25 protein-coding genes are annotated in these 26,465 nt (G+C 40.8%); 4 read left to right on the forward strand and 21 right to left on the reverse strand.

Translation table 11 applies throughout. The features are described 5' to 3' along the window. The 7 genes from A5883_RS09750 to A5883_RS09780 all read right to left on the reverse strand — a co-directional run. On the reverse strand, positions 1-627 hold a 627-nt coding region (locus tag A5883_RS09750), incomplete at its 3' end, for a DUF1972 domain-containing protein (protein ID WP_141108415.1). Positions 628-653: 26 nt separating this feature from the next. Continuing rightward, positions 654-1,334 carry a sugar transferase gene (locus A5883_RS09755; RefSeq protein WP_086338725.1) on the reverse strand — a complete coding sequence of 227 codons (681 nt, stop codon included), beginning with the start codon at positions 1,332-1,334 and terminating at the stop codon, positions 654-656. A gap of 28 nt (positions 1,335-1,362) precedes the next feature. Continuing rightward, complete coding sequence (locus A5883_RS09760; RefSeq protein WP_086338444.1) at positions 1,363-2,127, reverse strand: tyrosine-protein phosphatase; 765 nt, start codon at positions 2,125-2,127, stop codon at positions 1,363-1,365. Positions 2,128-2,150: 23 nt separating this feature from the next. Further along, positions 2,151-2,855, reverse strand: coding sequence for a CpsD/CapB family tyrosine-protein kinase (locus tag A5883_RS09765; RefSeq protein WP_086338445.1), 705 nt, complete (start codon positions 2,853-2,855; stop codon positions 2,151-2,153). 13 nt (positions 2,856-2,868) lie between these two features. Beyond that, positions 2,869-3,648 (reverse strand): YveK family protein, encoded by a 780-nt coding sequence (locus A5883_RS09770; RefSeq protein WP_086338446.1) that lies wholly within the window; start codon positions 3,646-3,648, stop codon positions 2,869-2,871. Between the two features lie 16 nt (positions 3,649-3,664). Next, a complete protein-coding gene (locus A5883_RS09775) occupies positions 3,665-4,594 on the reverse strand; it encodes an LCP family glycopolymer transferase (RefSeq protein ID WP_086338447.1) in 930 nt (309 codons plus the stop codon). Positions 4,595-4,640: 46 nt separating this feature from the next. Further along, positions 4,641-5,510: a hypothetical protein gene (locus A5883_RS09780; RefSeq protein ID WP_086338448.1), complete on the reverse strand. Its 870-nt coding sequence runs from the start codon at positions 5,508-5,510 to the stop codon at positions 4,641-4,643. Positions 5,511-6,364: 854 nt separating this feature from the next. Between A5883_RS09780 and A5883_RS09785 the strand changes: the two genes are divergently transcribed. After that, on the forward strand, positions 6,365-7,834 hold the full coding sequence (locus A5883_RS09785) for a helix-turn-helix domain-containing protein (RefSeq protein ID WP_086338449.1): 1,470 nt from the start codon (positions 6,365-6,367) through the stop codon (positions 7,832-7,834). Between the two features lie 223 nt (positions 7,835-8,057). On the opposite strand, the gene A5883_RS09790 is transcribed toward A5883_RS09785, so the two are convergent. From A5883_RS09790 to A5883_RS09800, 3 genes are all read right to left on the reverse strand, one after another. Continuing rightward, entirely contained in the window at positions 8,058-9,257 is a 1,200-nt protein-coding gene (locus A5883_RS09790; protein WP_015509381.1) for a 3D domain-containing protein, read from the reverse strand. A 205-nt stretch (positions 9,258-9,462) separates the two neighbouring features. Then, on the reverse strand, positions 9,463-10,230 hold the full coding sequence (locus A5883_RS09795) for a putative ABC transporter permease (protein WP_086338450.1): 768 nt from the start codon (positions 10,228-10,230) through the stop codon (positions 9,463-9,465). Between the two features lie 139 nt (positions 10,231-10,369). Beyond that, a complete protein-coding gene (locus A5883_RS09800; RefSeq protein WP_016608130.1) occupies positions 10,370-10,747 on the reverse strand; it encodes a DUF7006 family protein in 378 nt (125 codons plus the stop codon). Positions 10,748-11,235: 488 nt separating this feature from the next. Here A5883_RS09800 and A5883_RS09810 point away from each other — a divergent pair, with 488 nt between their 5' ends. After that, positions 11,236-11,859 (forward strand): hypothetical protein, encoded by a 624-nt coding sequence (locus A5883_RS09810; RefSeq protein ID WP_015509378.1) that lies wholly within the window; start codon positions 11,236-11,238, stop codon positions 11,857-11,859. Positions 11,860-11,921: 62 nt separating this feature from the next. On the opposite strand, the gene A5883_RS09815 is transcribed toward A5883_RS09810, so the two are convergent. The 3 genes from A5883_RS09815 to A5883_RS09825 form a co-directional block, all read right to left on the reverse strand. Further along, complete coding sequence (locus A5883_RS09815) at positions 11,922-13,832, reverse strand: glucosaminidase domain-containing protein (RefSeq protein WP_086338451.1); 1,911 nt, start codon at positions 13,830-13,832, stop codon at positions 11,922-11,924. Between the two features lie 33 nt (positions 13,833-13,865). Next, on the reverse strand, positions 13,866-15,341 hold the full coding sequence (locus A5883_RS09820) for a C40 family peptidase (RefSeq protein WP_086338452.1): 1,476 nt from the start codon (positions 15,339-15,341) through the stop codon (positions 13,866-13,868). 365 nt (positions 15,342-15,706) lie between these two features. After that, positions 15,707-16,327 carry a TetR/AcrR family transcriptional regulator gene (locus A5883_RS09825; protein ID WP_086338453.1) on the reverse strand — a complete coding sequence of 207 codons (621 nt, stop codon included), beginning with the start codon at positions 16,325-16,327 and terminating at the stop codon, positions 15,707-15,709. A 109-nt stretch (positions 16,328-16,436) separates the two neighbouring features. Between A5883_RS09825 and A5883_RS09830 the strand changes: the two genes are divergently transcribed. After that, positions 16,437-17,039 (forward strand): ECF transporter S component, encoded by a 603-nt coding sequence (locus tag A5883_RS09830; protein WP_005225613.1) that lies wholly within the window; start codon positions 16,437-16,439, stop codon positions 17,037-17,039. Between the two features lie 132 nt (positions 17,040-17,171). Here A5883_RS09830 and A5883_RS09835 read toward each other — a convergent pair whose 3' ends face one another. The 8 genes from A5883_RS09835 to A5883_RS09875 form a co-directional block, all read right to left on the reverse strand. Beyond that, positions 17,172-17,531, reverse strand: a complete 360-nt coding sequence (locus A5883_RS09835) for a DUF1304 domain-containing protein (RefSeq protein ID WP_086338454.1) — start codon at positions 17,529-17,531, stop codon at positions 17,172-17,174. A 2-nt stretch (positions 17,532-17,533) separates the two neighbouring features. Further along, positions 17,534-17,821 carry a putative quinol monooxygenase gene (locus A5883_RS09840; RefSeq protein ID WP_016608137.1) on the reverse strand — a complete coding sequence of 96 codons (288 nt, stop codon included), beginning with the start codon at positions 17,819-17,821 and terminating at the stop codon, positions 17,534-17,536. Positions 17,822-17,835: 14 nt separating this feature from the next. Further along, on the reverse strand, positions 17,836-18,471 hold the full coding sequence (locus A5883_RS09845; RefSeq protein WP_008378805.1) for a nitroreductase family protein: 636 nt from the start codon (positions 18,469-18,471) through the stop codon (positions 17,836-17,838). Between the two features lie 14 nt (positions 18,472-18,485). Further along, positions 18,486-18,893: a MarR family winged helix-turn-helix transcriptional regulator gene (locus A5883_RS09850; RefSeq protein ID WP_008378808.1), complete on the reverse strand. Its 408-nt coding sequence runs from the start codon at positions 18,891-18,893 to the stop codon at positions 18,486-18,488. A gap of 209 nt (positions 18,894-19,102) precedes the next feature. Further along, positions 19,103-21,769, reverse strand: a complete 2,667-nt coding sequence (locus A5883_RS09855) for a cation-translocating P-type ATPase (RefSeq protein WP_086338455.1) — start codon at positions 21,767-21,769, stop codon at positions 19,103-19,105. 765 nt (positions 21,770-22,534) lie between these two features. Next, on the reverse strand, positions 22,535-23,449 hold the full coding sequence (locus A5883_RS09865) for a cation diffusion facilitator family transporter (RefSeq protein WP_074932029.1): 915 nt from the start codon (positions 23,447-23,449) through the stop codon (positions 22,535-22,537). Positions 23,450-23,627: 178 nt separating this feature from the next. Then, on the reverse strand, positions 23,628-24,767 hold the full coding sequence (locus A5883_RS09870; RefSeq protein WP_016608149.1) for an LCP family protein: 1,140 nt from the start codon (positions 24,765-24,767) through the stop codon (positions 23,628-23,630). 193 nt (positions 24,768-24,960) lie between these two features. Further along, positions 24,961-25,425, reverse strand: a complete 465-nt coding sequence (locus A5883_RS09875) for a VOC family protein (RefSeq protein WP_086338456.1) — start codon at positions 25,423-25,425, stop codon at positions 24,961-24,963. A gap of 77 nt (positions 25,426-25,502) precedes the next feature. On the opposite strand from A5883_RS09875, the gene A5883_RS09880 reads away from it, so the two are divergent. Further along, positions 25,503-26,435: a helix-turn-helix transcriptional regulator gene (locus A5883_RS09880; RefSeq protein WP_086338457.1), complete on the forward strand. Its 933-nt coding sequence runs from the start codon at positions 25,503-25,505 to the stop codon at positions 26,433-26,435. Positions 26,436-26,465: the final 30 nt, after the last annotated feature.

Genomic DNA, 26,465 nt, shown 5'->3' on the forward strand with positions numbered 1-26,465 from the left:
CCAATTTCTTACTAAGCTATCATCTCTATTCAAAGTACTAAATGTTAAATCTGTTCCATAAGCAATATAAATAGTAGTTGGATTATATTTTTGGTACTCTTTTAGAATATATTTTTCAATATTCTTGCTATCACAAATCATTAAATCAGATTTTTTAACCATCATTTTTTCAGATAATTTCCAATACATCCTAACTGGTTTACTCCATTTTTTTCTTAACCATTCATGCCCGTCAGGATTTACAAACAATTGACCATTGATGTTATCAATAGTTTTTTTAAAATAGTTAATAAGCGGTCCTATTCTACAGGCTAGTATATAAAAAATTGGATTTTCATCTCTGTTCTTTTTCGAAATTTTAATAGCCTTTCTGAGAGCAAGAATGTCGTATAAAATAGCTTTAGCCGGTCCAACATTCGGTACCTCAATATTAAAACAAGTTGCTCCATTATATTCAAATATATCTTCTTTTATCTGTGATTTATCAGAATTACTCTTCATACAAGCAACAAAATAATGAATATCTTCAGATTTTTGAAATTCAGTTAGTTTTTCAACAAAAGTTTCAAAACCACCATATTTAGCAGGAATACCTTTTGATCCTATTATATAAACACTTCTTGTCATCTTTGCTCCTTAACTTTACTTTAATTTCAGTAAGCTCCATTCGGACGCACTATTACTGAAATAGTTTTTAAAATAATCTTTATATCTAGCAATAATGTTTGTGAACTGATGTATTCTAAATCTAGTTTAACCATTTCATCAAACCCAACATGATTTCTTCCGCTGATTTGCCATAAACCAGTACACCCAGGCTTAACAAGCAATCGTTGTTTATCATATTCTGAGTAATCATTTAGTTCTCTTAAAAGAGGGGGTCTTGGCCCCACTATACTCATTTCTCCCTTTAGAACATTCCAGAACTGAGGAAGTTCATCAATACTTGTTTTACGAATAAATTTACCTATTTTTGTTATACGAGGATCATCCTTCATTTTAAACATTGCACCATCAACTTCGTTGTGTTGTAGTAAATCTATCAATTTCTCCTCAGCATCTACACACATAGAACGAAACTTATACATTTTAAAAATTTTCCCGTTTCGCCCAACACGATATTGAGAGAAAAAAACTGGCCCACTCGAATCTTCTTGTTTGATTTTAAACGCAACGTATAAGAATATTGGTGAAAGTAAAATCAGGCCTAAAACACTTCCGAATATATCAACAATTCTCTTTACAAAACGATATCTTGATCTTGATTCAAGGTCTGTCTTATCCAACCAAATTTCTGGAGAAAAATTCTCATCTATTTTTTCACTCTTACACATATTTGTATCCTCCAAAAAACTTTCCCTCCTAAAATAATCCAAACTTTTTCTTTTTAACGTTAATATAATCAAAATATTTTACTCGATCTCCATTTAACAAATCCTTCGCTACGTATTGTAACATCGATACTTTTTCACTTCCGAAATCTCTTTCTATTTGATTGTAAGCTTCTTTTAATTTAAAAGGACGTCTTTTTATACCGTGAGCATCTGAAGAAACTAACTGAACTAAATTATTTTTAACCATTATTTTAGCTGTTTTTTGAATATCTTTACCAAATACCCCGACGTAGCTTGGAGCAGTAAGTTGTGCCAAACACCCCATATCTAAAAATGGAATCAGGTTATTGGGATCCTTTCGAAAATGAGCATTTCTTTCTGGATGAACGATCACAGGAATTTTCCCCATTTGTAATAGCTCAAAAAAAACTTGTTCTGTATATGAAGGAACTTCCATTGTAGGAAATTCTATCAAGATATACGTATCCTCAAGGTCAGTAAATAAAATCTTATCATTTCGTATATCCTCAATTAAATCACCTGTAATTCGAACTTCTTGTCCTTCTAGTACAGTTAACGGCAGATTTCTTTTGTCTAATTCTGCCTGTAAAGATGCGACAAGAGAAATGACCTCTGACTTAAGATTTGTATATTTCCCATTATTATGATGTGGTGTACACAAAATATGTGTAATACCTTGACTAACAGCTTGTTCAGCCATGGCAATACTTGCCTCAATATTTTCTGCTCCGTCATCAACACCTGGTAAAATATGACAATGTAAATCAATCATTTCTCCCGTCTCCTTTATATCATTTAGTTTCCATAATAATAGTAATAGCCTGAATCTTTACTATTTTCGGCGCCATTGTAAACAACCCCTAAAATTCTCGCTTGAACCATAGTTAATAAATCTTTTGCTTTTGCAAGAGACTCCTTACGGGAAACATTTTCCCGAACAACTAGCAAAGTGCCATCTGCTTTCGATGCCATGATCTGTGCATCCGTAACTGCGACCACAGGAGGCATATCGAAAATAACTACATCATATAAATTCCTTGCTTCTTCGATTACTTGATTCATTCGAGAAGATCCTAAAAGCTCGGATGGATTTGGGGGTTTAGGTCCACTAGTTAACACAGAAAGATTATCGATAACCGTTTTTTGTGATGCTTCTAAGACGCTTGTCGTCGTGCTTAACACCGTACTTAAACCAGAAGCGTTGTTTAGGTTAAATGTTTTATAAACCGTAGGCTTACGCATATCGGCATCAACTAATAACACCCGCTGACCAGATTTTGCAAAGACGACTGCTAAATTCGCAGAAGTCGTAGATTTCCCTTCTCCTGGACCAGAAGATGTAATTACTAATGTTTTGATCTGTTGATCAGCTGAGGATGCAAATTGAATATTCGTCCGTATTGTTCTGTATTGCTCTGAAATAGGTGACGATGGATCAACCAATGTAATTAAGCTAACCGCATGTGTTTGTGTCCCTTTATGCTCTTTTATCTTCGCCATTCATCTTCCCCCCTTAAACTCTTGTACGGCTACGGCGCGATTCAGCTGCCTTGTCACCAGTATTTTTTTTGATCATTTGTATTGATGGTTTCTTTTGGATCGTTGCATTTACTTCTTTGGCAGACATTTGCGGAACTGTTCCAAGAATCGTAAAGCCTAATGTTTCTGTAACATACTTATTATCTTTGACCGTTCGATCCAACAATTCCAGTAAGAAAGCAATACCAACACCGACTAAGATTCCCAAGACTAAACCAATTGCTAAATTAAGTTTATTGTTTGGGGATACCGGGGAAGAACTTGCTTCTGCATTGGAGATGATTGATATTTTGTCTACGCTCAATACATCTTTTGCGTTTTCTTGGAAGACTAATGCTGTTGTATTTGCAATATTTGCAGCATAAACAGAACTAGTATCTGTGGCCCTAATAGAAAACATTAGTGAATTTTGCGATTGTGTCACATCGACAGAATCCTTCAGTTCTTGGACACTTTTATCAATGCCATATTCTGATTCTATTCGGTCTTTGACCTGATTGATAACCAAATCACCTGTAACTAGTTCTTTATACGTGTTGATCATTTGTAGATTCATATTTACATCATTTGCATTTGTTGTTTCGCTTTGTGGCAAAGTAACGATCAATTGTGCTTGAGAACGATACTTGGGCGTAAGAACAAAAAAGGTAACGATCGATGCTAACGCCAAGCCGACAAACATCGAGATTAGTATTGAGGTCAGGTGTTTCCGTAATATATCAAATATTTCTTTTAAACTAATAGTCTCTTCCATATTTCTCCACTTTCTTCTAGTTATTGATGTCTAACTGGTCTTTAAGGATAGTTTGCACACGATTTAACTCTTCATCACTTACACGCTGATACGAGATGCCATCTTGCATGAATCCTTCACCTTGAAGCTGGTCTTGTTTGATCGTTTGAAACGCACTGCGATAACTCATTGCCAATGTCCGCATATCATCAAAACTCATATCAGTTTTCATATTGTTCTCAACTGCATTCAAGATAGTCTGATATTGACTAACCCCATCTAGACTGAGAACTTTTTTTACGATTGCTTCAACCATCTTACGTTGTCGGTCTTGTCGGCCGTAGTCTCCATTGGGATCATCATATCTCATTCTTGAATAAGCGAGTGCTTGTTCCCCGTTTAATTTTGTACGACCAATTGTAAAATCAAAGCCATCTTTTGAAAAAGTCAAATCATTATCAACTTCAATACCGCCGACTGCATCAACTAACTCTTTCAAGCCTTCCATATTAAGGGACACGTAATGATCGATGGGGATATCTAAAAACTTCTCAACCGTGTCCATAGACATGGCAGCCCCTCCAAAGGCATAGGCATGATTGATTTTATCTGTTGTTCCATGTCCTACGATATCAACATAGGTATCGCGCGGAATACTCACCACCGTCGTCTGGTTGTCCTGTGGGCTGATGGTCGCAACCATCATGGTATCGGAACGGCCTTGTTCGACTCTGCCTAAATCACCGGTATCGATCCCCATCAGTAAAACCGAGAAGGACTCTTGTTGGGATAGATCGACATCATTTTCACGTAGGCGATCTTCTCGATCACGCTCGACTGATTGATAAGTTTCGTTAATTGAGTTTGATACATCAAAATATAGTTTGGCGGCGACACCGATCAATCCGATGACTAAAACTGCAACGATTGTAAAGATAATTAAAAAGATTTTTTTTCCTTTTGACATTTGCTTTCCTCCAGTTATCTCTATTTTCTTTGATACATGTTTTCAATTAGTAGACAATGTCTGAACTTTGATCTGTCCAGGTGCCGTCTCCTGCTGATGTATCCTCTGAATAACTTTCCGTTGAAGCGGGGGGTGTATACGTGCTGTATCCTGTGTACCCCATTAGGGTAGCGACTTTGTCTGCTAATTCGGTGTATTTCTCTTTCAATTCTTCATTGCGAACTTTGCTGATGCTGTCGACTGCACTCAGGTATTTTTCTAAGGTGACTTCACTGGTCACCTCATCCCCATCAAGCATTTCATCAAAAGTTTCTTGTAATTTTGCAATGCGGTCCAATTGAGTATCCGCATACTCTAAATAGGAAACAACTAACTCTTTCCACTTACTATCTTCAAAAAAGCTCAGATTTTCACGGACATTCCCAACATCCGTTTCTTTTAGATCGGCTCTAATGATGACATCATTCTCAGCACTTTGCCAATTTGAAACGCCTTCAGTAAATAAGGCTTCCGTATCCGCTTGTACTTTTAATTTTGCCTCGATGTCTTTTAGTTGATCATCAAGGGCGGCTTTTTCTTGTTGGATCTCGACTGACTCACTTGGTAATGCATCATCATCGATCCCATAATCGTCTGCAGATACTTTCACTGCAGAAAGTTTTGCGACTGTTTTAAGAACGTCTTCCTCTTTAAGATCTTTTCTTAAAAATGTTTGATCCTCGTTGCTGTATAATTCAGCAATTTCATTAGACAACTCATTGATGCGATCTTTTTCGCTGGCAATCGCTGTCTGTGCGTATTCGACTCGCTGCTGATATTGCCTTTGGTTATTTTGTCGGTAACCAATGAAACATATTGCAACTGCGCCAATACCCACGGCTAAAACAGTCAAAGTCTTTACTAACGGCTTTCCCATGAACACACTCCCTACTTCAATTGTGCTTGTTTAAGCATGCTGCCTTCGTCTCACATAATAAAGGCAATTCTAGTTTATTATAAGAGAAATGTATCATTAAATAAAGGAAATTCCTGTTTTTTCTTTTTTAAGGTATATTTTTCGTCAATAAAAGACTTATATAATGGCAAACATCAGTTATTTTAAATATACATAAATAACGCGTAGCATACTTGACAGTTTTTTTAAACCCTCATTTTAAATAATAAATAATTCAGTGATAATCGTTGTTCTCATCGTCTTTGAGAGTTGTCACATCATAGAAAAATAACCTCGAGCGATTATATTCATTCATTTTCTCAACATCTTTTCATTATAAATAGAAAAGATAAGAATTTCAGAAAGAAAAGTTAAATGCTTTTGTTGTTATTATAAATCGGTTGGGCAAAACTGAATATTTTTCTTGGCGCACTTAGGGTTTCCTTCGCGGATACTATTTATTTACACCAATCGTTCCTGTTAAAATTATAAGTTATCTTCTGTAAACTGACTTTCCCCCTCAATTTCACCTCACCAACTTCTATCGGTTTATTTTAAATATAGTTAATCACTCAATTTTTATTTTATCGTAATAAAATTGTCACCTCTCTCTTACTATTCGATGCCAATCAATTTCCTTCTTTGCACTGAAAAAACGTGTTTCTACCTATATATATGCCGATCATCAGTTGATTTATAGAAAATGCAAAAAATCTTGCGCATATTCAGGTATAGATTTCACCAACCGATGAAATACGTGATTTGTTTTTTCTTCCCTATCTTCTTTAAGATGAATAAGTAAGATTTGCGATTTTATTCATGAAAGGAGCCACGTCTTGAGAAATTTTCAAATTAATTTCATTACCAACACTGCAACGATTCGATGGCTGAAAATTTTGATGGCATTCGAGAAAAATTATCAATGTTCGACTCAAGGTTTGGCAAAGATTTCAGGAAGTACCACGCGAACGATCGTAACGGACGTGACAGATCTCAAAGAGTATTTTGGCAACTGTTTATCGATCGACTCTTCTCATAAGGGGTATATTTTTTCAATCAAGCAGTCCGCTGTGTATTTAACGAAAAAACGTGCGCTGATTGCCGATGAGATTTTGTTCCATATCATCGAAAGTATTTTCCACAATGATCTTTATAGCTCATCGGAATGGGCAGAGAAGTACCATATATCAGAAAGCACCGTTCTTCGCTATTTGCGGAAGGTGCAACCTATTTTTTCTTTCTATCGTTTGGAGATCCAAACCAATCCTATTTGCTTTCTTGGTGAGGAGATCAACATTCGCAAGTTTTTCCATGATTTCTATTATGAATCGGAAATTACTGCCCATACGATCTTTCCACCGATCGCCATCCAAAATATCACTGCTAGTGCTTTTTCAAGATGTTATCAACTCGACCAGCATGCTTGTTCATTTGGTGAATTCAATTATTACTTGTATATCACCTTTGAGCGCCATTGTGCAGGTCAACGTATCGAGTTGCCTAAGCAAATAAAAAAACTATTTGAACAGTATAATGATTTTCGGCTATTTTCTGAAATCAATGAGGCTGTAAGTGAACAATACCAAAAAGAACTTCCCTATGAGGAAGTCCTTTATTTGTTCTTATTAGTGAAAACCCGTCGCTCGATCAGTAACTTAGCGATCGAGCAAACCTTTTGTAGAGAGTATAATCATTGGCCTGAAATCAAGCAGCTTGCGGCAGCCTTTGTCAAGGATTGCTTGCCAGGTACACAAGATAGCGCTCGCGACCGACTCTTAGTAGAGTCCTTTTTTACGGTAGCAAAAATCAAGCAATTATTATCCCCTTTATTAAACCATATGATTTCTGATACCGTTCAATTTGTCGAAGAAGCATATACGGACGATTACCATCTATTTAAAAACTATCTGTTGACGCAACCATTAGCTAGAGAAATTTGGGACAGTAACACACTGGAGCACTTAGGAACGAGCCTTACGATGTACGTTACTTCTATTAAATCTTTGTACTGGCAAGCGAAGAAGAATATCGCTTTTTTGTTCGAAGGCCCCTTTTATTTATGCCAATTATTAAAATGCAAATCTGTTCGTTATTTGCGCAGCTCTCGGACCTTTTATTTTCCGGACTCCAATGAATTGTCCGCAGGCTATTTGGAAAAAAATCAAATTGATTTGATCGTTACCAACTATACGGAATACATTACCGAATATGCCCAAGACATTGATTATTTACTATTCAAAACCTTTCCCGATGAGCACGACTGGGAAGCTTTAGAGGAAAAACTGAATGCCAATTTCAATCCTTGATAAGCGAACCCCCTCCGTTTCCCTCCATCTGACCAAACTGCTAAAAAAATGCTCCTGAGAACGAGCGTAAGAGATTGTGAGCAGTTTAACAATACATCCAGAGCATATCGTCTATGTCGTCACTGACGCAGCGATACGCTCTTTTCTTATGCCTTCCTACATTAAAAGCCAAAAAAAGAAGCAGCCACTTCATTCAGTGAGCTGCTTCTTGCTAGTTGATTGATTAATCGAGGATCGTTACTTTTACTTGACGACGTCCCCATTGGATACATTGCGCGACGTTATCAAAGTGAACATCAATGATGTTTCCTTTGATCGCACCACCCGTATCAAGCGCTAGTGCTACGCCATAGCCTTCAACATTGACTAAGGTGCCTAATGGAATCACGCTTGGATCAACGGCAACTGCCATTGGATTTTTACGTAAGTCTGTACCACTTGCTGTAAAGAAACTAGAGCCAGCTTCTTTATACGAGTAAGCAGTTGATTCCATCATCAATGTTCGACCACTACTTGTATTGCTGTTGTTGCTATTGTTATTACTGTTGTTAGTTGTATTGCTTGAGCTGCTGTTCGAGCTATTGTTGTTGCTTGAAGAGCTGCTCGATGATGAGCTACTGCTTTCAGTCGTGTTGCTGCTCGATGAAGCAGACGCTTGTGATTCAGAAGCACTTGAACGTTCGGCAGCTTGGGCTGCTTCTTTTTCAGCTTTTTCTTTCGCAGCTTGTTCCGCCGCTTCTTTGGCTGCTCGTTCTTCTGCTGCTTTTTCAGCAGCTAAGCGAGCTGTTTCAGCTTCTTTGCTGGAAGCGATTTGTGCCAAGGTTGCTTCGTTTTCTTTCAATTGGGCTTGTAGATTCGCAATTTTTGAATCCAGTGTTTTGGCTTCTGATTCTAATGCGGTTTGATTTTCTTTCAATGATTGCTGTGTTGACTGTGCTTTTTCTTCTAAAGCTTCCAGCTTTTCTTTTTCTGCTGTCAACGAATCGATCTTTTCTTTTTCCAAGTTTTGTAACATCGTCATCGCATAGGCACGATTGATAAAATCTTGGATGTTGGATGATTCTAACAGTACCGTCCAGTCTCTGGTTGCCCCGCCATTGACTTGGATGTCTTTCATACGTTCCGCAACGACTGCTTCACGCTTTTCAATTGTTTCTTGTGCAGTTTTGATTTCTGCTTTGGTTGTTGCTAATGATTCTTCATTTTCAGCGATTTGAGCTTTTAGCTCTTCTACCTCACTGTATTTCGCATTCACATCAGTCAATGCAATCTGTACTTCCGTACTGATTTCCTGACTTTGCTGCATGACGGCACTTTCTTGCTCTTGCAATGATTCAAGTGACTCAGCCTGCGCAAAGATTGGAGAAACGATTCCTGCCGCAAAGACAGCGACAACGATTGTTCGTAGTTTCTTTGCCTTCAAAAAATTCCCTCACTTCTCACTATGGTTTCCAACATATCCTATTATACAAATTCTTAAGAAGAATTTTATTGCAGGACCTTTACAATTTATTACAAATTATCGTAAAAGTGGGTGTTTTCATCGTCTTTTTCAACTGAAATCAGTCAGAAGTGGGAAGAATCAGCATTGATAAGGGTTTATTTTTTGTAATCTAACCGTAACAAACCTATTTTTTCTTACGAATGGCTTCAATAAATCGAGACAATTCCTGACTGCTTTTTATCTGATTGATTTCTAACTTTTGAAAGTTTTTTAAGAGTCTTCTTTGATGAAAATTCAATCTCGGTAGATTTTGTTTTAAAACGCGCCATTCTTCTGGAAACGCTGCGAAGCGCCCTTGCCAATCGTTTTTATATTGCTCAATATTTTCAGCCAATTCTTTTTTGTGCTGTTCGAAGGCTTGATTGACTTGTTGCACCGCTTTCTGAAAGGCAACCAAGTTAGCAAGGGTATAGCCCATATCAAAAGAAAGAACCATTAATAAGAAAACGGGCAATAAGAATCCGACCCGAGCACTCAATATTTGCACGACCTCCAGCATTTGTGGATGAACAAATCGAACAATCAGCACACAACACACGCCCCAAAAAAGAGAAATCGGCAATGCCACCCGTCCATTGATATTCAGTGGTACTTCTTTGTAATCCCACCATGAGGCATGAAAAAACCGCTCAAGTAAATAGCTTGTCACATATTCAAGCACGGTGACCAACAACGCTGCCGCAAAGAACAGTGGAATCACTTGCTCATGCAATGGCCGTAGCAAATAGACAACGCCAAGAATACCAAAGCCGTAGATGGGTGTGATCGGACCAATAAGGAACCCCCGATACACAAAGTGCTTGGCTTTTAGTGAGCAATAAATGGTTTCCCAAAGCCATCCGATAAATGAGTACAAGAAAAACAATAAAATGATCCGTTCAAATTGAACCATACCTCTCCGCTCCTTTTCAAACTATCACAATGATTTGTGCAATCGTACTTGTCATCACAATCATACCACAAATCAATCGGTCTTATTTTGAATCAGTGCAGTAGCTTATTCCTCGTTTGAACGTTCTTTTTTTCGTTGCTTATTGATCACCAAAAATAATTGATGGGTGTACTTGTTCTTTCAAACTATAGCCACACAGTTCTTTGTTAAAAGTAAAATGATCTTGTTCCACATTGGCAATGATCTCATCTTCGGAAAATCCATGAAAATCGTAGTCATTGATGTAACTGCGAAGTAATACTAATTTTGCATCGATCAAGAGAACTCTTTGGATATCCATCCAAAAAGCCATGTCTTTGTTTTTCAATATTTTTTTCAATTCTGCTTCCTGTGCTAACCAGTACGCATAGACTGATGGCATTTCATCTTTAATGGTTTCAGCAGATAATCCTTCTCTCATTTTTACTAGATACTCATTTACTGATTGATAAAACAATTTCCTTCCCCCTAGTTCCATTATTTTTAAACGTTGATCCTATGTTTCTTCTATTTCTTCGCCACTTTAAGCTATCTTTCTCTATCCAACTGTCACTGATGTCGCCTTTTTTTGTATCGAAAGAAGCCATAGTATTTCGCAACAAAATTCTGACAATTATTCAAAACAAAAAGATACATAAAAAACACACTATTATTTTATAGATATAACCGGCACAATTTTTAACTTCACTATTCTTTTAATGCTTCCTTTCTTTTCTAAAGCATAGCAAAAGTCGCCCCGTATTTATAATCAACTTTTGCATCAATCTAAGAAAAAAGTGAAAATAAGCGGTAACAGTCCGTTATTTCCGCTTTATTTTTTTAAATTTACTATTTAGCAACCCTTTATTTTTTTCGATTCATGCAATAACTGAGAATATTTTATTGCGTTATTTCCTTTCCTATTATACGATTAACTAAATAATGTTGGTTATTTGAAAATAAAAAACAAAGGGGAACGTGAGAATAATGAAAAAAAGTGTTGTTTTTAGTTTATTGGGGTTCACACTTCTTTTTGCTGGCTGCACGCCAAAAGAGGAGAAACCAGCTTCAGAAAGTACGGAAAATGCAAGCGCTACAAGCTTATCTATGACATCGTCAACCGAAGTCGCCCAAGAATCGACGGTCTCTTCTAGCGAAGCGGCTTTACCAAGTTCGGAACAGACCATCACAGGCGTGAGTGGAACAAACTATACCATCGATTTGCCTAGCAATTGGCAAGAGGTACCTGATTTCACTTCATTGAACCCTGACAATGATTTCATGTTGTCCGATGCGTTAGAAACGAAATATTTAGCTGCAGTCGTTGAATCAAAACAGGATTTTGCCGATTTAGAAACTTACCTCGGATTGGTTCAAGAAAATTTGGCAACAAGCTTCGATACGACTGCCACCTTTTTACCAATTCCTGACACAAAGGCCTATTTCGTGGATTTTCCTGCGACAGTTGAAGGGCTAAATATCCACTATATTTATTATGTACTTGAAACCGAAAATAATTACGTTCAGTTGTATGGCTGGACGTTAGAAAGCTTATACGACTCTTCAAAAGAGGAACTAACAGCGATCATGAACAGCTTCAAAGAAGAATAAACAAAACATCTGGAACCATTTTGGCAAATAGCCGCAAAAATGGTTGCAGATGTTTTTTTTTTTTATCTACGGACTACAAGTCGTTGCCCTACAAGAATCAATGAGCCAGAAAGATTATTCCACTGCATCAACTGATTGACAGTCACACCATAGCGTTGCGAAATCCCCCATAGAGTGTCTCCCGAACGCACGGTATAGGTGGTGCTGTTTGATGAGGAAGCGTTCGTTTCTTGAACATACGCTGCACTTACCCAGCCACGCCCTTCAATTCGATACCAGACATTGTTACCATTGACGCTGGTTCCGGTCTTTTGCGCAACTGCGCGAAAAGAGGAGTTGTTTAACAAAGAACCAACAATTCTAGCACTGGTAGACGCATCAGAGCGAATATTCAATGTTGCGGTGGTGCGAAACTCTTTATTGATGCTTTGTTCAGAGCTATTACTTCCAGCGGTCACTTCTGTCACGTACGCAGCGCTCACCCAGCCGCGTCCTTGGATTCGATACCACACATTGTTGCCGTTGACACTCGTTCCCGTCTTTTGAGCGACTGCTCGAAATGTTGCATTGCTTGCCAAGGAGCCGACAACAGAAGCGCTAGTCGATGCGTCGGAACGGATGTTCAAGGCAGCGGTGGTGCGAAACTCTTTGTTGATGCTTTGTTCGGCACTGTTGTTGCCGTTGCTGTTATCATTGTTATCATCATTGTTGTTGTCATTGTTGTTATCGTTGTTATTACCATTATTGTTGTTATCATTCCCACCCGTATTCGATGAGATCTCCGTCACGTGAGCGGCACTTACCCAGCCACGTCCTTGAATTCGATACCACGTCGTATTGCCGTTCACACTGGTGCCGCTTTTTTGCGCTACTGCTTCAAATGTTGCATTGGCAGCCAATGAACCCACGATCGAGGCGCTGGTGGAAGCATCCGAACGGATATTGAGTGCTGCATTTGTTCTGAATTGCTTATTGATCGCCTGTTCAGAATTGTTATTGTTGTTATTGTTATTATCATTTGAACCGCCACCACTTGATGTATCATACTGGGTCAAATTGTGCGTTTCAATCAAGTTGTTTAGCTTACTTGCATAAGCCGTGTCGGTGGCATAACGTCCTTGCAGCCATTGTGTCGCGTCACGATAAGAATTCGTATTAGACTTCCATGCCCCATGGTAGAAGAAAACACCTGGCGAAAATGAGGTGGTTCTCAAAACGTGCGCATTGTCTTGAAAAGATTCTTTTAATGAGGGGTATTTACGAAACTTCGCAATAATCGGATAGAGATTGCCATTCCCGTCATCTTCCATGGTTTGCATCTCTACAAACTGTCCATTGTAAGATCCCTTGATACCAAACATATTATTGGCAAGAGTGGTCAGTGTGGATTGCCCCCAACCTGATTCTAAGATTGCTTGCGCAATCATGACCGAAGCGTAGAGGTCATTTGCCCCCGCAACTTCTTGTGCCATTGGTCCTACTTGCTGAATAAATGCTTGCTGATTATTGGATCGTGCCATTGGATTGTTGTAGTTGGGCATGACCTTCGTTTCAATGGCGATCCGCTCTTCTTCTGACAGAACAGGAATGTCACGATCGATTTCTGCTTCATTCTGTTCGGAAGCATCATCTGCTGGTTCATTTTCGGGTACGTCTTGACTTTCTACTACATCCGAACTTTCAGCTTCTGATGGATCGGTACTATCTTGCGTTGCTGGTGATCCCTCGTTCACTTCTTGATCTTCTACAATGCTCACTGAATCATGCGTCGATGTGTCTTGGGTTGACTCTGCTGTTTCAACTACTTGAACACCATTTTGGGTTTCTGCTGACTCAAGTGTATCTGCTAAAACATTCATCGGCAAAATATTCACCGTACTAACAAGTGCAGCGGTTGCCGCCGCACTTTTACGGTAAAGAAGCCCTCTTTTTTGTTTCTTCGCACGATAACGAAGCTGTTTTCTTTCTTCCATTTGTCTCTCCTTAAAACTACAGCTAGCTACTCCTTACATTCTTACTGCAAAGCTAGGTGTAAAATGAGCGGTACTGCCAACAGAAACATTTTGTCCTGGGCGTGGTGCATGAATGTATTGTCCGCCACCTAAAGCAATGGCTACATGATAGGTGCTGCCTGATGAACCCCAGAATAATAGATCTCCTGGTTGTGCTTGGCTAACGGAAATCACTGTACCCGCTGTTTCTTGTGGTACCGTCCATCCACCAATATCTCTCCCTGTTACTTGTAAAAAGACATAGCGAGTAAACCCAGAACAGTCAAAGCTGTCCGGTCCTTTGGCACCCCAAACATAGGGTTTTCCGATATGCTTATAAGCTTCTGCCACGATTGCAGCACCATTTGTTGATGCTGGTGCAGAAGGTGCTGGCGGCGTCACGATCGGTGCAGGTGACGGAGCAGGCGTTGGTGCCGGTGTTGGTGTAACTGGCGTTGGTGCAGGAACTGCAGGTGCACTGTCCGCTGGCGTCTCTGGTGCTGCTGTCACTGGTGTTTCTGGCTCTTGAATTTCTGGTGTATCTACTGGTGCTTCTTCTGGAGCCTCTGGTGTTTCAACTGGTTCAGATTCTTGCGTTTCCTCTGGCTGCGTTTCTGCTGGCGCTTCTGGCTCTTCCACTGGCGCTGGGCTCTCTGCTTCTGCGTCAGATTCGGTGCCCTCTGCTTGAGCAGCCGCTTCATTCAAGGCTGCTTCTTCCGCTGCAGCTTGTTCTGCCTGCTGTTGCGCCGCTTGTTCCGCTTGGGCTTGTAAAGCAGCAACACGGGCAGCTTCTTCACGGATTCTTGCTTGCTCCGCTTCATAGGCTTCTTTTTCCGCCCGCAGCTGTTCTTTTTCTTCTTCTTTCGTTGCTTCTTCGTAGGCTAACTGACTAACCAAGACATTTAATTCTGCTTGGCTTGCTTCCAAGACACCTTTTTGTGCTTCCAGATGGCTCTGTGCTGCTTGCAATTCTGCCACTTTTTCTTGTGATTCCGCACGCTTTTGTTCAACTGCTTGTTGATCGGCTTTTTGCTGTTCGATCACTTCATTATTCGCTCGAATGATCGTCGTCATGGCATGTACCCGACCCACTAGATCACTGACAGAATCAGCTTCTAGTACGGCTGTTAGAAAATTGTCGCCTTTTCCATTGACTTGTGTTTCTCTGGCTTGCTTTTCGATGTTTTCTGAGCGTTTGGCAATCCGCTCTTCTAACTGACTGATTTCCTGATCCAATCCTTCGATCGCTTGCAACAAATCACTTTGCTGCGCTAAAATGATTGCTGCTTCTTGATTTAATGTATCAATTTCTGCAGACAATCCATCAATTTCCCCTTGTACGCTTTGACGTTGCTGTCTCAACTGATCAATTTCGTTATTTTTTTGTTCGATCAATTGATCGTGATTCGTAGCAAAAACGGTCACAGGTCCGCCGAATGATGACAATACAATGCCACACATACACACTGTTGCAAAGATTTTCTTCTTCATCTGATCCTCCAAATTCAATTTTAAAACTTTTTTTTCATTTATTTGACCATTTTCATTTTACCATAGTTCAGCAGCAAACCCAATCCGTAAGCGATTTACATTTTAGTTACACAAATAAACTCTGTTTTTTTATTGCATGTTCCCCACTCCTCTGCGATCGACACCCCTAGTGAATGCCTATATATCACCTATTCAAGAAAACTTCATAGAAAAAGTCCTTTTTCTTAAGAAAAAATAAATAATGTTGTAGATTTCACTTTTATTACATTAATTTTCTGCAAAATATGCTTGATTCACAAAAGTTTTACAGATGAAAAAAGCTCCTTCCTAGAGTTTTCTAGAAAAGAGCGAGTTTTTTGTCTGGGTTATTCGCGATAAGGGAGTAGTTGTCTCATTACGGCGATTTGGTCATCTATGGTCTGTTCTGTGATGTGACCGGTCAGAGCCAAAATCCCCAATCCTTCAATCACGAACATATAGTTTTCTGCAATCACTGCCAAGTTTTCATCTTTTAACACACCTTGCTGAACGCCGACTTGAAAGATCTCATGGATCGTCCGTTTCGTCTCCGAAAGTTGTGCTTGCTGCAGGGAACTGGAGGCTTCGGTTTTATGCGTATAGTAATACTCGTAGACGGCTCGCAGCATACCGTCAGAAATGCTGTGGAGTAGACGCTTGCGATGGTCGGAAAAATATTTGTTTAAAATCGTTTCAAAGGGCACTTGCTCCATGATCATCTCTCGTACATCATCAAATTTTCGTTTGGAGCGCTGCTCTAACACTGCCAAAAAAATCTCATCCACCGAACGAAAGTATAAATAAATGCCACCACGACTAATGCCGCACTCTTCGATAATGTCCTTCATTGTCGCATCGATCAAGCCTTTCTTACTAAAGACGACTTTGGCACTTTCAAGAATCAAATAACGCTTTTGTTGTTTTTTCTTTTCCGCTGTAGTCAATTCGCTCTGTTGCTTCTTTGCCATTTTTTTGGCTCCTTTCATCACATTATTAATGACACTCGTGTCATTTTGTTGTATAATCAACCTAACTTAAAAATGACACGAGTGTCATTATAAAAAAGGAGTTTTTACAATGAATACAAAAAGCAAAACCTATCGCCTTGTCATTCGTGCCATTTTGACTGCTATTATTATTTTACAGACGATGGTGCCTTTCCTTGGATTTATTCCGATCGGTATCACTAGTTTAACGATCATCCATATCACGGTGATCGTCGCTGCCATCGTTTTAGGGACAAAAGACGGGATGTTCATCGGCTTAGTCTGGGGGATTTTCACCATGATCCGTGCGTTTACCTCTCCGACAACGCCCTTAGACATTGCTGTTTTCACCAACCCAATCATCTCGGTGGTTCCCCGTGTATTGGTTGGCTTAGTGGCTGGTCTCCTGTTTACGATCATTTACAAAAAGACCAAAAAAGTCGTCGCTGCTTCGATTGTTGCAGCAATCTTTGGGACCATCACCAATACAGTTTTGGTCTTAACGTTAATGGGAACCTTGTATACTGGCTTAGTTGCCACTACCTATGGTGTCGATGCTTCGGCTTTATTCGTGACCCTCGGTGGAATTGCTGTAACGAATGGAATCTCTGAGGTGATCACAGCTGCGATCTTAACACCCATTCTAGTAAAAGCCTTATTTGCAGCAACCAGCTTACGTCCAGAAAATCGTTAGTCCCTTCTCTTATCCTATCATTTTTTTCACGTTCTGAGTACTCTTTGCCCAAACATTAAAAGCCCCCGATCGAAGAAAGCTTCTATTGTATAGAAAAGCTTTCTTCGATCGGGGGACTTCTTCTTTTATTGGTTAAAAAAAGGTGGACAGCAAGGCAAGGATCGCTAGACCGCCTTGGGTCAAAATAATTTTCTTGTCGCTAGTCATACTGCCATATGCAGCTACTAAGATAATGTAGATCAACAGCAAGCGACTGATTTCCAGTGGTGCTGAAGCAAAGGTAATACTATACAGTAACCCCAAACCAATCAGCCCATTGTAAACTCCTTGGTTTTTGAACAAGGTCACAACGATCGGTCGTTCAAGCTCTGCTTTCGTCACGTTGAAGACCCGCGCCGTTGCTTTGGACGTAGTGGCAAATGTTTCTAAATAAAGAATATAGAAAAACTCTAAGGCAACCAGTACAATCAAAATCGTCGATAAAATCGTCATCTTTATTCTCCTTGATGAGCGACAACGATTTCGCTCGGTTTGGCTGCAAAGTCAGGCATTTGTTGGAATAACTGTTGCAGCAGCGGGTTTTGATTGTGGGCGGTGATCGCTTCTTGATTCGCCCATTTTTCGACCATGACAAACCGATTGTTCTCTTCCAATGATTCATAGAGATGATAGCCGTGGCAGCCTTCCTCAGCTCTCGCCGATGCTAATAATGGCGTAACAGCGGCTAAAAAATCTGCCCGCTTTTCTTCTTTGATGTAAAACGTTGCATTGATGATTTCCATCGTTTTCCCTCCTCTTATAGAAATGTCGTAATTTGTTCTGCGTCTAACCGAACGGATTCATAGCCTAATTCTTTGGCTTTTCCGACTGAAAGGATCATGACAGGAACATAACGTTCTTTGTCTAAGCCAAAAGCTTCGGCTAATTGATCTGCTTCAAAGCCGCCGATTGGGTTGGTTTCATAGCCATGCGCCCGCGCAACTAACATAAATTGCATCGCTGCTAAACTAGCGTCGATCTTCACCACATCATTCATTTGTTCTTTTGTAAGATTTTCGTAATGCGGAATGATCGCTGCTAATTGTTGGTCACGTACTTCCGCTGGCATTTTGCCTTCTGCTACTGCTTTGTTATAGATTTCTTCTCCTAGTTCATGACAAAGCATATCACCAAAAATCAAGACCATTGCAGAAGAGGTATCATTTTGACGGACGTTGAAACGAATCAACGGTTTCAATTTTGCTTTTTGCTCATCGCTTTCCACAACGACAAAGCGCCAAGGCTGCATATTGACTGAGGAAGGTGCTGTCGTTGACTCTTGGATCATGGTCAACATTTCTTCATGGGGGATTTTGTATGTTTCATCATAGACACGAACCGATTTTCGGCCAAAGGTGATCTCTGAAAAATTGTTATTGCTATATTCTGTCATGGGTTTGCCTTCTTTCATGGAACTAATTTCATAAGTAATGTTAGAAGCTGTGCTTCTTCTTCTTCGGTCAAATTGATGCCTAACGACTCCTCAGAGCTGGCATGCTTTGAAGCACAACTAGCCAAATCGGCTTGTGCTTTCGGTGTCAAAGAAACAAAAATCTCGCGGTTATTGTCTTTGTTTCGTTCCCGTGTCACAAATTGTTTTTCTTCGAGAATCTTCAAATGCCGAGTGACCGCTGCACTATCGATCTTCAATTCATTCTGTACTTGATTTTGGGTACAGCGTCCTTGCTCATTCAAAAACTGCAGCAACTGATAACGGGTCAGACTAAAGCCAGTCTCTTTTTCAAATATCGCCGTTAATTCTTGATTCACGATTTTCATCCGATACAGCAATCCGCTTAGCTCACGTAAATTCATTGCATAAACCGCTCCTTTCATCATTGACTTGTCAACTGTTGACTAGTCAAGTATAAATCATTTTCTTTTGCTTGTAAAGAGTAAGCAAAAAAGACCCGCAGCTAGGCGAACCTCATCAAGAATCGAAACAGAAATTCTTTGATAAAGGTACACCATCAGGCGGCGGGTCTTCGTGACTCCAGTTTTGAGAAAATACGGTAGAATTTATTTTATTTTAATTGGAAGAGTTTCTTCAAGCCCATCACGATCAGTGTAGAGATCGCTGCTGCTGCGAAGATAATGCCCCACGTGCCAGCTTGAATCGGCATCGTATCCAATAGCTCATTCATAAACGGTACATAGACCGCTGAAAGCTGTAAGCCCACGGAAAGGAGCAATGCCCCCATCAATGGTTTGTTTTTCAAGAGGGTTTTGTCTAAACCAAAGCCGCTGCTTTTACGAACATTGAAAATATGCATCAATTGCGCCACTGCCATAAAGGTAAAGGTTGCTGTTTGTGCATAAAGCAACTCGTGATCCGTCAGCATCAGGAAGTTGAAGAAGCCAAACGCCACCAAACCAATCACGACCCCACTTAAAATGATGCGTCCTAAGAAACGCTTGTTTACGAGGCCATCCGCTTTTGTGCGGGGCTGGCGCTTCATAATGTCGTCTTCAGCTGGTTCAAAGGCTAATGCCATGGCTGGAGCAATATCGATGACTAGATTCAAGAAAAGGATATGCAGCGGTTGGATCGGCATGGGCATCAAGAAAATGACACTTAGAAAGATCGTCACGATCTCAACCATATTACAAGAGAACAGGAAGGAAACATATTTTTTGATGTTGTCAAAAATGATGCGTCCTTCTTTGATAGCATCGACAATCGTTCCAAAACGGTCATCCGTCAAAATCATATCGGAAGATTCTTTGGCTACTTCTGTCCCCCGAATCCCCATGGCGATCCCGATATCGGCGCCGTTGAGTGCTGGCGCATCGTTGACCCCATCGCCAGTCATTGAAACGATATCGCCTTCTTCACGCAACGCTTCCACAAGCTGTAATTTATTTTTTGGTGAAACTCGAGCAAAGACAGCGACTTCTTCGATTTTTTCGTTAAAGCCTTCTTGCCCTGCCAATTCATCGATCTCACGACCCGTCATGGTTTTTTCATGGTCTTTTAAGCCAATTTCTTTGGCGATCATGGATGCCGTCTTTGGATGGTCCCCAGTGATCATTTTCACTCGGATCCCCGCTTCTTGTGCGACCTTCACTGCTTCTTTGACATCTGTTCGCGGCGGATCGACGATGCCCGCAAAGCCTTGGATCTTGATTTCCTGCAGTGCTGCTTTCAGCTCTGCTTCGTCCGTTCCACCTTGATAATCCTTGATGCATCCGACAGCGATCACCCGCTGCCCATGACTGGCTAACGTGTCATTGTATTCATGAAGCTGTTCTTTTTCTTGGGCATCAGCATCGGCTAAATCAATCAAGACATCTGGTGCCCCTTTGATGATCAATGTCCGTTGCTTTCCTTCATACACGGTCACCATGTATTTGTTGTCGGAATCAAAGGGCATTTCTGCGATTTTCTTCAGCCCGCTGTCCTGCTCTTTTTGGCGATCGATGCCGATTTTTTGACCTAAAACGACGAACGCCCCATCTGTTGGATCACCGAGGATCTCGTATTGCCCTTCGTTTTCACGTAAGGTGGCGGTGGTACATAAAGCACCGTTTTCGATCATCCCTTGCAGCGCATCATGATTGGCTGCATCGATCTCGGTTTCATCCTCCGAGTCTGCCTTGTAAAATTTTCCGTTGGGTTCATACCCATTTCCTGTTACTTTGAACATTTCTCCTGAACCTAAAATGATCTCAGCAACCGTCATTTGGTTTTCTGTCAGCGTCCCCGTTTTGTCACTGGCAATGATACTGGTGGCGCCCAAGGTCTCAACAGCTGATAACGATTTGACCAGTGCTTTGTGCTCGGCCATCGTCCGCATGCCTCGGGACAATGTGATCGTCGAAACGGCTGGCATTGCCTCAGGTATCGCTGCGACCGCCAAAATAATCGAGATATGGATCATTTCGACAAATGGTTGATTCGTCAAGACCCCAGCGATCAAAACTGTCACCGCAGCAAAAAGCGCGGCAATAATGATTGCTTTTCCTAGCTTGTCCAATTCGATATCTAACGGCGTTTGACGCTTTTTGTCACCCGTCAGCATGTCACTGATTTTTCCAACCTCGGTCTTCATACCGGTTTCAGTCACTACAGCATAGGCATTTCCCCGAGTTGCCGCAGTTCCTGCGAAAACGACATTGCGGCGATCGCCTAGTGGAACATCTTCTTCATAGGTTTCTCGTGCATCTTTTTCAACAGCTTCTGATTCACCGGTCAGCGCTGATTCGATGCAGGCAAAGTTGCTCGTTTCAAGTAAGCGGGCATCTGCCGCAATGGCATCCCCTTCTTCCAGAACGAGAATATCGCCTGGAACGATTTTTGCCGACTCGATCTCCATTACTTCTCCATCACGAATCACTTTTGCGGTAGTGTAAATCATGCTTTGAAGAGAATCAATTGATTTTTGTGCTCGTAATTCTGTGATAAAACCTGTCATTACAGCAATCACCACGGCAATCAATACTGCAATTCCTTCAATCGTTTCCCCCATCGCAAAAGAGAGTAACGCAGCTGCTAGCAATAAATAAACAATCAAGTTGTTCAAGTTATGCCACAGCAATTCCCATACAGAAAGGGATTCTTGTTGCTGGATCGTGTTTTCTCCGTATTTTTCTAAGCGTTTGTCGGCTTCTTTCCCGCTTAGGCCTTGCTTGCGGTCACTTTCAAAATGTTTCAAGGTCTCTTCAGTCTTTTGCTGGTAAAATTTTTCCATCAAATTCCTCCTTTAAATTGTAAACTTCTTGCCGAGGGTTTCCACGTTTCTGAAGGGATAAATCGGTACAGATACCTTGCACAGTCATTTTTTGATTTGAATCGGTTCAGGCGATCGCTGAATGAAGGGAATATAACCAATAAGAAAAGCAAGCGCAGGTTGACTGGCTGAGGGAAAAGGTATGTGTGTTGAGCATCGATCATTTTGCGAGCAATGAAGTCGCTTCTTTTAATCGTCGCAAGTGATCTTTCTATGTACGTACTTTGTGAAAAAACCATTCGGCCTACTTCTAACCTATCATGGATGAAGATGTTCGCAAAGGATTTTGCTTCACAAGTGGTGTAAAAAAACAGTCGTAACAAAATTAGCACCACCGCTTTTGGTGACGATTGGGCAGCATGTCAGTAATGCCAAACAGGTACTCGTTTCGGTGTTTTCTTAATAATCTAAGCTTTTGCTATGTTGTGATTTACAATGTTACAACTCTAGCAAAAAAATAACTTTAAAAAGAGAACGCTTGCTGTCCTTACTTTATTTTAACAAAAAACAACAAACTTTTGAACAAAAAAAGTGTTTATTGCTAAAAAAACAATTGAATTGCGACCTCTCGCTGACATTCTCCTTGCTGATCGTCTGAAAAGGTTGAATCAAAACTAGTCATGATCCATTGTGTTCATATAAAACAAGCACGCCAATACCCCAAAAAAGCATTCCTCGTTTGAATGATAAATCACCAACCGAGGAATACTTCGTATCTATTCTACTTTAAGAGGGAACTTCCTCACTCTCGATGTAGCAATAGACTCGCAGATCAGGCAAAGCCTGTTTGATCCGCTGTTCGATGGTATCGATAAATACGCTTGGTTCTTCAGGTCCTAGCTTCAAGGTAAGGTCGGCGACGATCAAAAGTTCTTCTGGACTTAGATGGAGGGTTCGCAAATCTTTGATTTGAATGATGGCAGGGTCGGCTAAAATTTGTTTGATCGCCATTAAATCAGAAGCAGAAGCGCCTTCTCCAATCAAGAGGCTATAAAATTCTTTGGCTAAAAAGACAGCAGCAGCAATCAGCAACAATCCACCCAAAATGCCGCCGAGGGAATCAAATACTGGATTGTCCGTCAATGCGGTCAATAAGATCCCTGCGATGGCGATCGTCACGCTACCTAAGGCAAACAAATTTTCCGTGAAGCCTAAAAGCAGATCGGAATCGCGGCTTTCTTTTAAGAAACGGACGAGGGGCTGGTTTTGCTTGTTTTGTTCTTTGACTTCTTGCCATCCCTCTTGTACAGCCGTCACTTCAATGAACAAACTGACAAATAAGATCGCTGCCACCAGCTGGAGCTGTTCCACTTCGTGGGTGGGGTCTAGCAGATCACGGCTGGCTTCAACAACTGCTAAAATCCCACCACCTAAAAAAACTGTCATGGCAACTACAGTACTAAAAAAATAGGTCGCTCGTCCTTCACCAAACTGATGCAGTTCACTGCGTCCTCGCTGTGCTCGGTTTTCACCGATGGCTAGAAGTCCTTGATTGATGCAATCGATCAGACTATGGATACTTTCGTTCATCAAGACAGCACTGCCGCTAAAGAAGTAGCCGATGGCTTTCATGATCAACCCTAAGACATGGGTCAGCAAAACGATTCTACGGGCTTTTTGTTCTTGCTGTTTTTCCATCATGGTTCCTCCTTCGGTGTCGAACTCGCTGTAACAAGCTATCTCTTTTCTTAAGCATAGCACTGCACTTCCTAGATGAAAACGAAAGTGGCTTGCGGGTCTGACCTTGTGTTCACTCGGGTTTAAGAAGGACTGCGGGCACAAAAAAAAGTCAGGATCGCTCCTGACTTTTTTCTCTTGATTAGTAGCCAGTTCCGTCATCAACGACTTCCGAGCCGTATCCGTCACCAGTTCCTACACCGGTTTCGGTTCCTGTATCGGTACCTACGCCGGTTTGCGCTTCTGTATTCGCATCTGCTTGTGTATCTGCTGGCGCTTGACCTAATGCTTTCAACATATCGTTACGAATTTCATTGTAAGAATAGTCTTGAATATATACGATCGATTGTCCATCATAAGATTCCCCATCGTACCATTCAAAGGTATGTTTTTGAATATCGAATCCAGACAACATATTGCCTGCTAAAGATACTAAGTCTTCAAACTTAAAGTTTGTATTCACGTCTTCGCTGACTGAGTCTAAGATTTCTTGGTACTTGGTGACATTATTGATTTTCAAAGCTTGGTGGATCGCTGCTTCAATAACTTCTTGCTGACGATTTCCTCGATCCACATCGGTATCCATTTTACGGATGCGGGCAAAAATCAAGGCTTGTTCACCGTTCAACAATTGACGACCTTCTGGGATCAATGTTTCTCCCGTGTTGTCTGAAGTATATTTCTTGTTGATATCGTAAGGCACATCAACAGTGATCCCTCCGATGGCATCGATGATTTTCTCAAAACTGGTAAAATTGATGTTTACGTAATAGTCAATTGGCAATTGCAGGTAGTTTTGGACTGTTTCAATCGTTGCGTCTTCCTCACCAATCGTGAATGCACTATTGATCTTGGCGGTAGCAGCAATCGTCCCGGTTCCTGTTCCATCATAAATGTTGGTCCAAATGTCTCGAGGGAGACTGACCATATCGATTTTCTTGTTTTCGCCATCGTACACCATGTAAATCAAACTGTCGGTACGGGCACTGTCCAAATGTTCTGTCTTTTCACGTTCCGCATCATTATCAACACCCATTAACAAGATCCCAAACTTTGAATTCACGTCAGAAGCTTTTAATGAGTTGTCCTGTTTACTTTTATTAGAGCTGATCACAGCGGATTCTTTAAACATTTTATCCACTGAATTTTTTGCTGCATAATACGTATAGCCGGCAAATAAAACGATGCCTGCAATGGCGAAAAGAAAGATTCCTCCAATAATCACGCGTTTGTTGCGCGCTTTGTGGGCTCTTTGCTGTTTATATCTCGTCTTTCTATCCATAGTGCCTCCTTCATTTCTCCTGAATTGCTCTCCCCGATTGTACCAGAATTTTTACGATCCGCCTATTTTTTTAAGAAGTTTTATTCTTTTTCTGTGAAGTCCTTTAAACATTCCTTAAAAAAAATTCTGGGATTGAAAGAAACATGGATAATTAGTCAACTTCTATGGATATTTTATTAAAAAACGAGTTTTTTCATTCACCCTTTTTGGAGGGATCAACTTCTTTTTCGACAGTCAGCTGAATAATTACACCAAAGGGATCGCGAACACTTGCATAAAAAAACGCAAAAGCATTCTCACTTGGTGCTTGGATCGTCTGACTGCCTTTTTGCCTCAATCGTTGATAAAGCTTCTGAGCTATTTGGCTCTCCGCTAGCGTCAAACTCAGTGACAAGTGATTGCCTCGCTGAATCGTCTCTCCTTCAACTAATGGATTGTCTGCCAGCTGTAACTGAAAATCTCCGATCTGTAGGATGGAGTGAGAAAGATACTGTTCTTGTCCCGCAAGAATCTCCAGCGTTGGATCAAGTCTCTCACGATACTCCTGGTTGGTGATGGCAAATAAGAGGGTTGCGTCTAGTGTTTCTTGATAAAATTGAATGGCTTCTTGGGCTTTGCCGTCTAACGTTAAAAACAAAGCGATTTTTGGTTCGATCATTTGTTGGTTCCTCCTTTTCTTGTTACCATAAGTGTAACTGTGAATATTGCCAAAACTTGGCACCATTGGAGAAAGAAATGAAAAAATCAGAACGCTTAACACAGGAACTATTGTATTTACAAGGAAAAACCACTTTTCATCTAGCCGATTTGATGGAAACCTTCGCAATCTCAAAACGTACAGCCGTCCGTGATGTCCAATCTTTGGAAGAGCTGGGCTTGCCTCTCGTGGTAGAAACCGGTCGTTATGGCGGCTATCAGATTTTGAAAAATCAACTGACCCCGTTGTACTTTGACAAAAACGAACGGTATACCCTTTTCTTTGCTTTACAGCTCTTACAAAAATTAACCGATTCTCCTTTTGATCGGAGCTATCAAGGGCTACGGCGAAAACTGTTGCAGTCTTTTTATCAAGGAGACACCGAGTGGTTAGAAAAAATGGAGACGGCGGTTTCGTTTCAAGGGGTTCCTCAATTGACGAGTGCGCCGATCCTCTCAGCGCTTTTTTCAGCGATCGTACAAGAACAGGTCATCCAATTTACCTATCAGCGTTATCAAAAAACGAACAAGACCGTACAACCCTATCAACTGGATTTTCGTGCTGGCTACTGGTACTGTTTGGCCTATGACTGTCAAAAGCAGGCTTTTCGCCGCTATCGCTGTGATGCAATGCAGGGACTTGCTCCGACTGAAAAAACCGGCTATACCTTGCAGCAGTTAACTGAAAAACAGCTGCAGCAACAAGTATTGACACAAACACTGGGCTATCACATCCGCTTTGATCTATCAGTAAAGGAACGCTTGTGGCAAGAAAAATATCCTGATATGGCAGTGGTGGAACGTCCTAGTGAGCTTTGCTTAGAAGGACACATTGCCGACAATGAGCTGGGTTTTCTGGCTGATTTTCTCTTGCAATTTGGTCCAACCATCAAAGAAATCCAACCGTTAGACCTCAAACAAGCGTATACTGAAAACGTTCGGCAGATGCTGCAGCCATTTGCAACGGACTGACCGCTTTCCTGCATTGATTATTGATTGCTT

This window comes from Enterococcus sp. 5B3_DIV0040 (assembly GCF_002140755.1).
GTDB lineage: Bacteria > Bacillota > Bacilli > Lactobacillales > Enterococcaceae > Enterococcus_D > Enterococcus_D casseliflavus.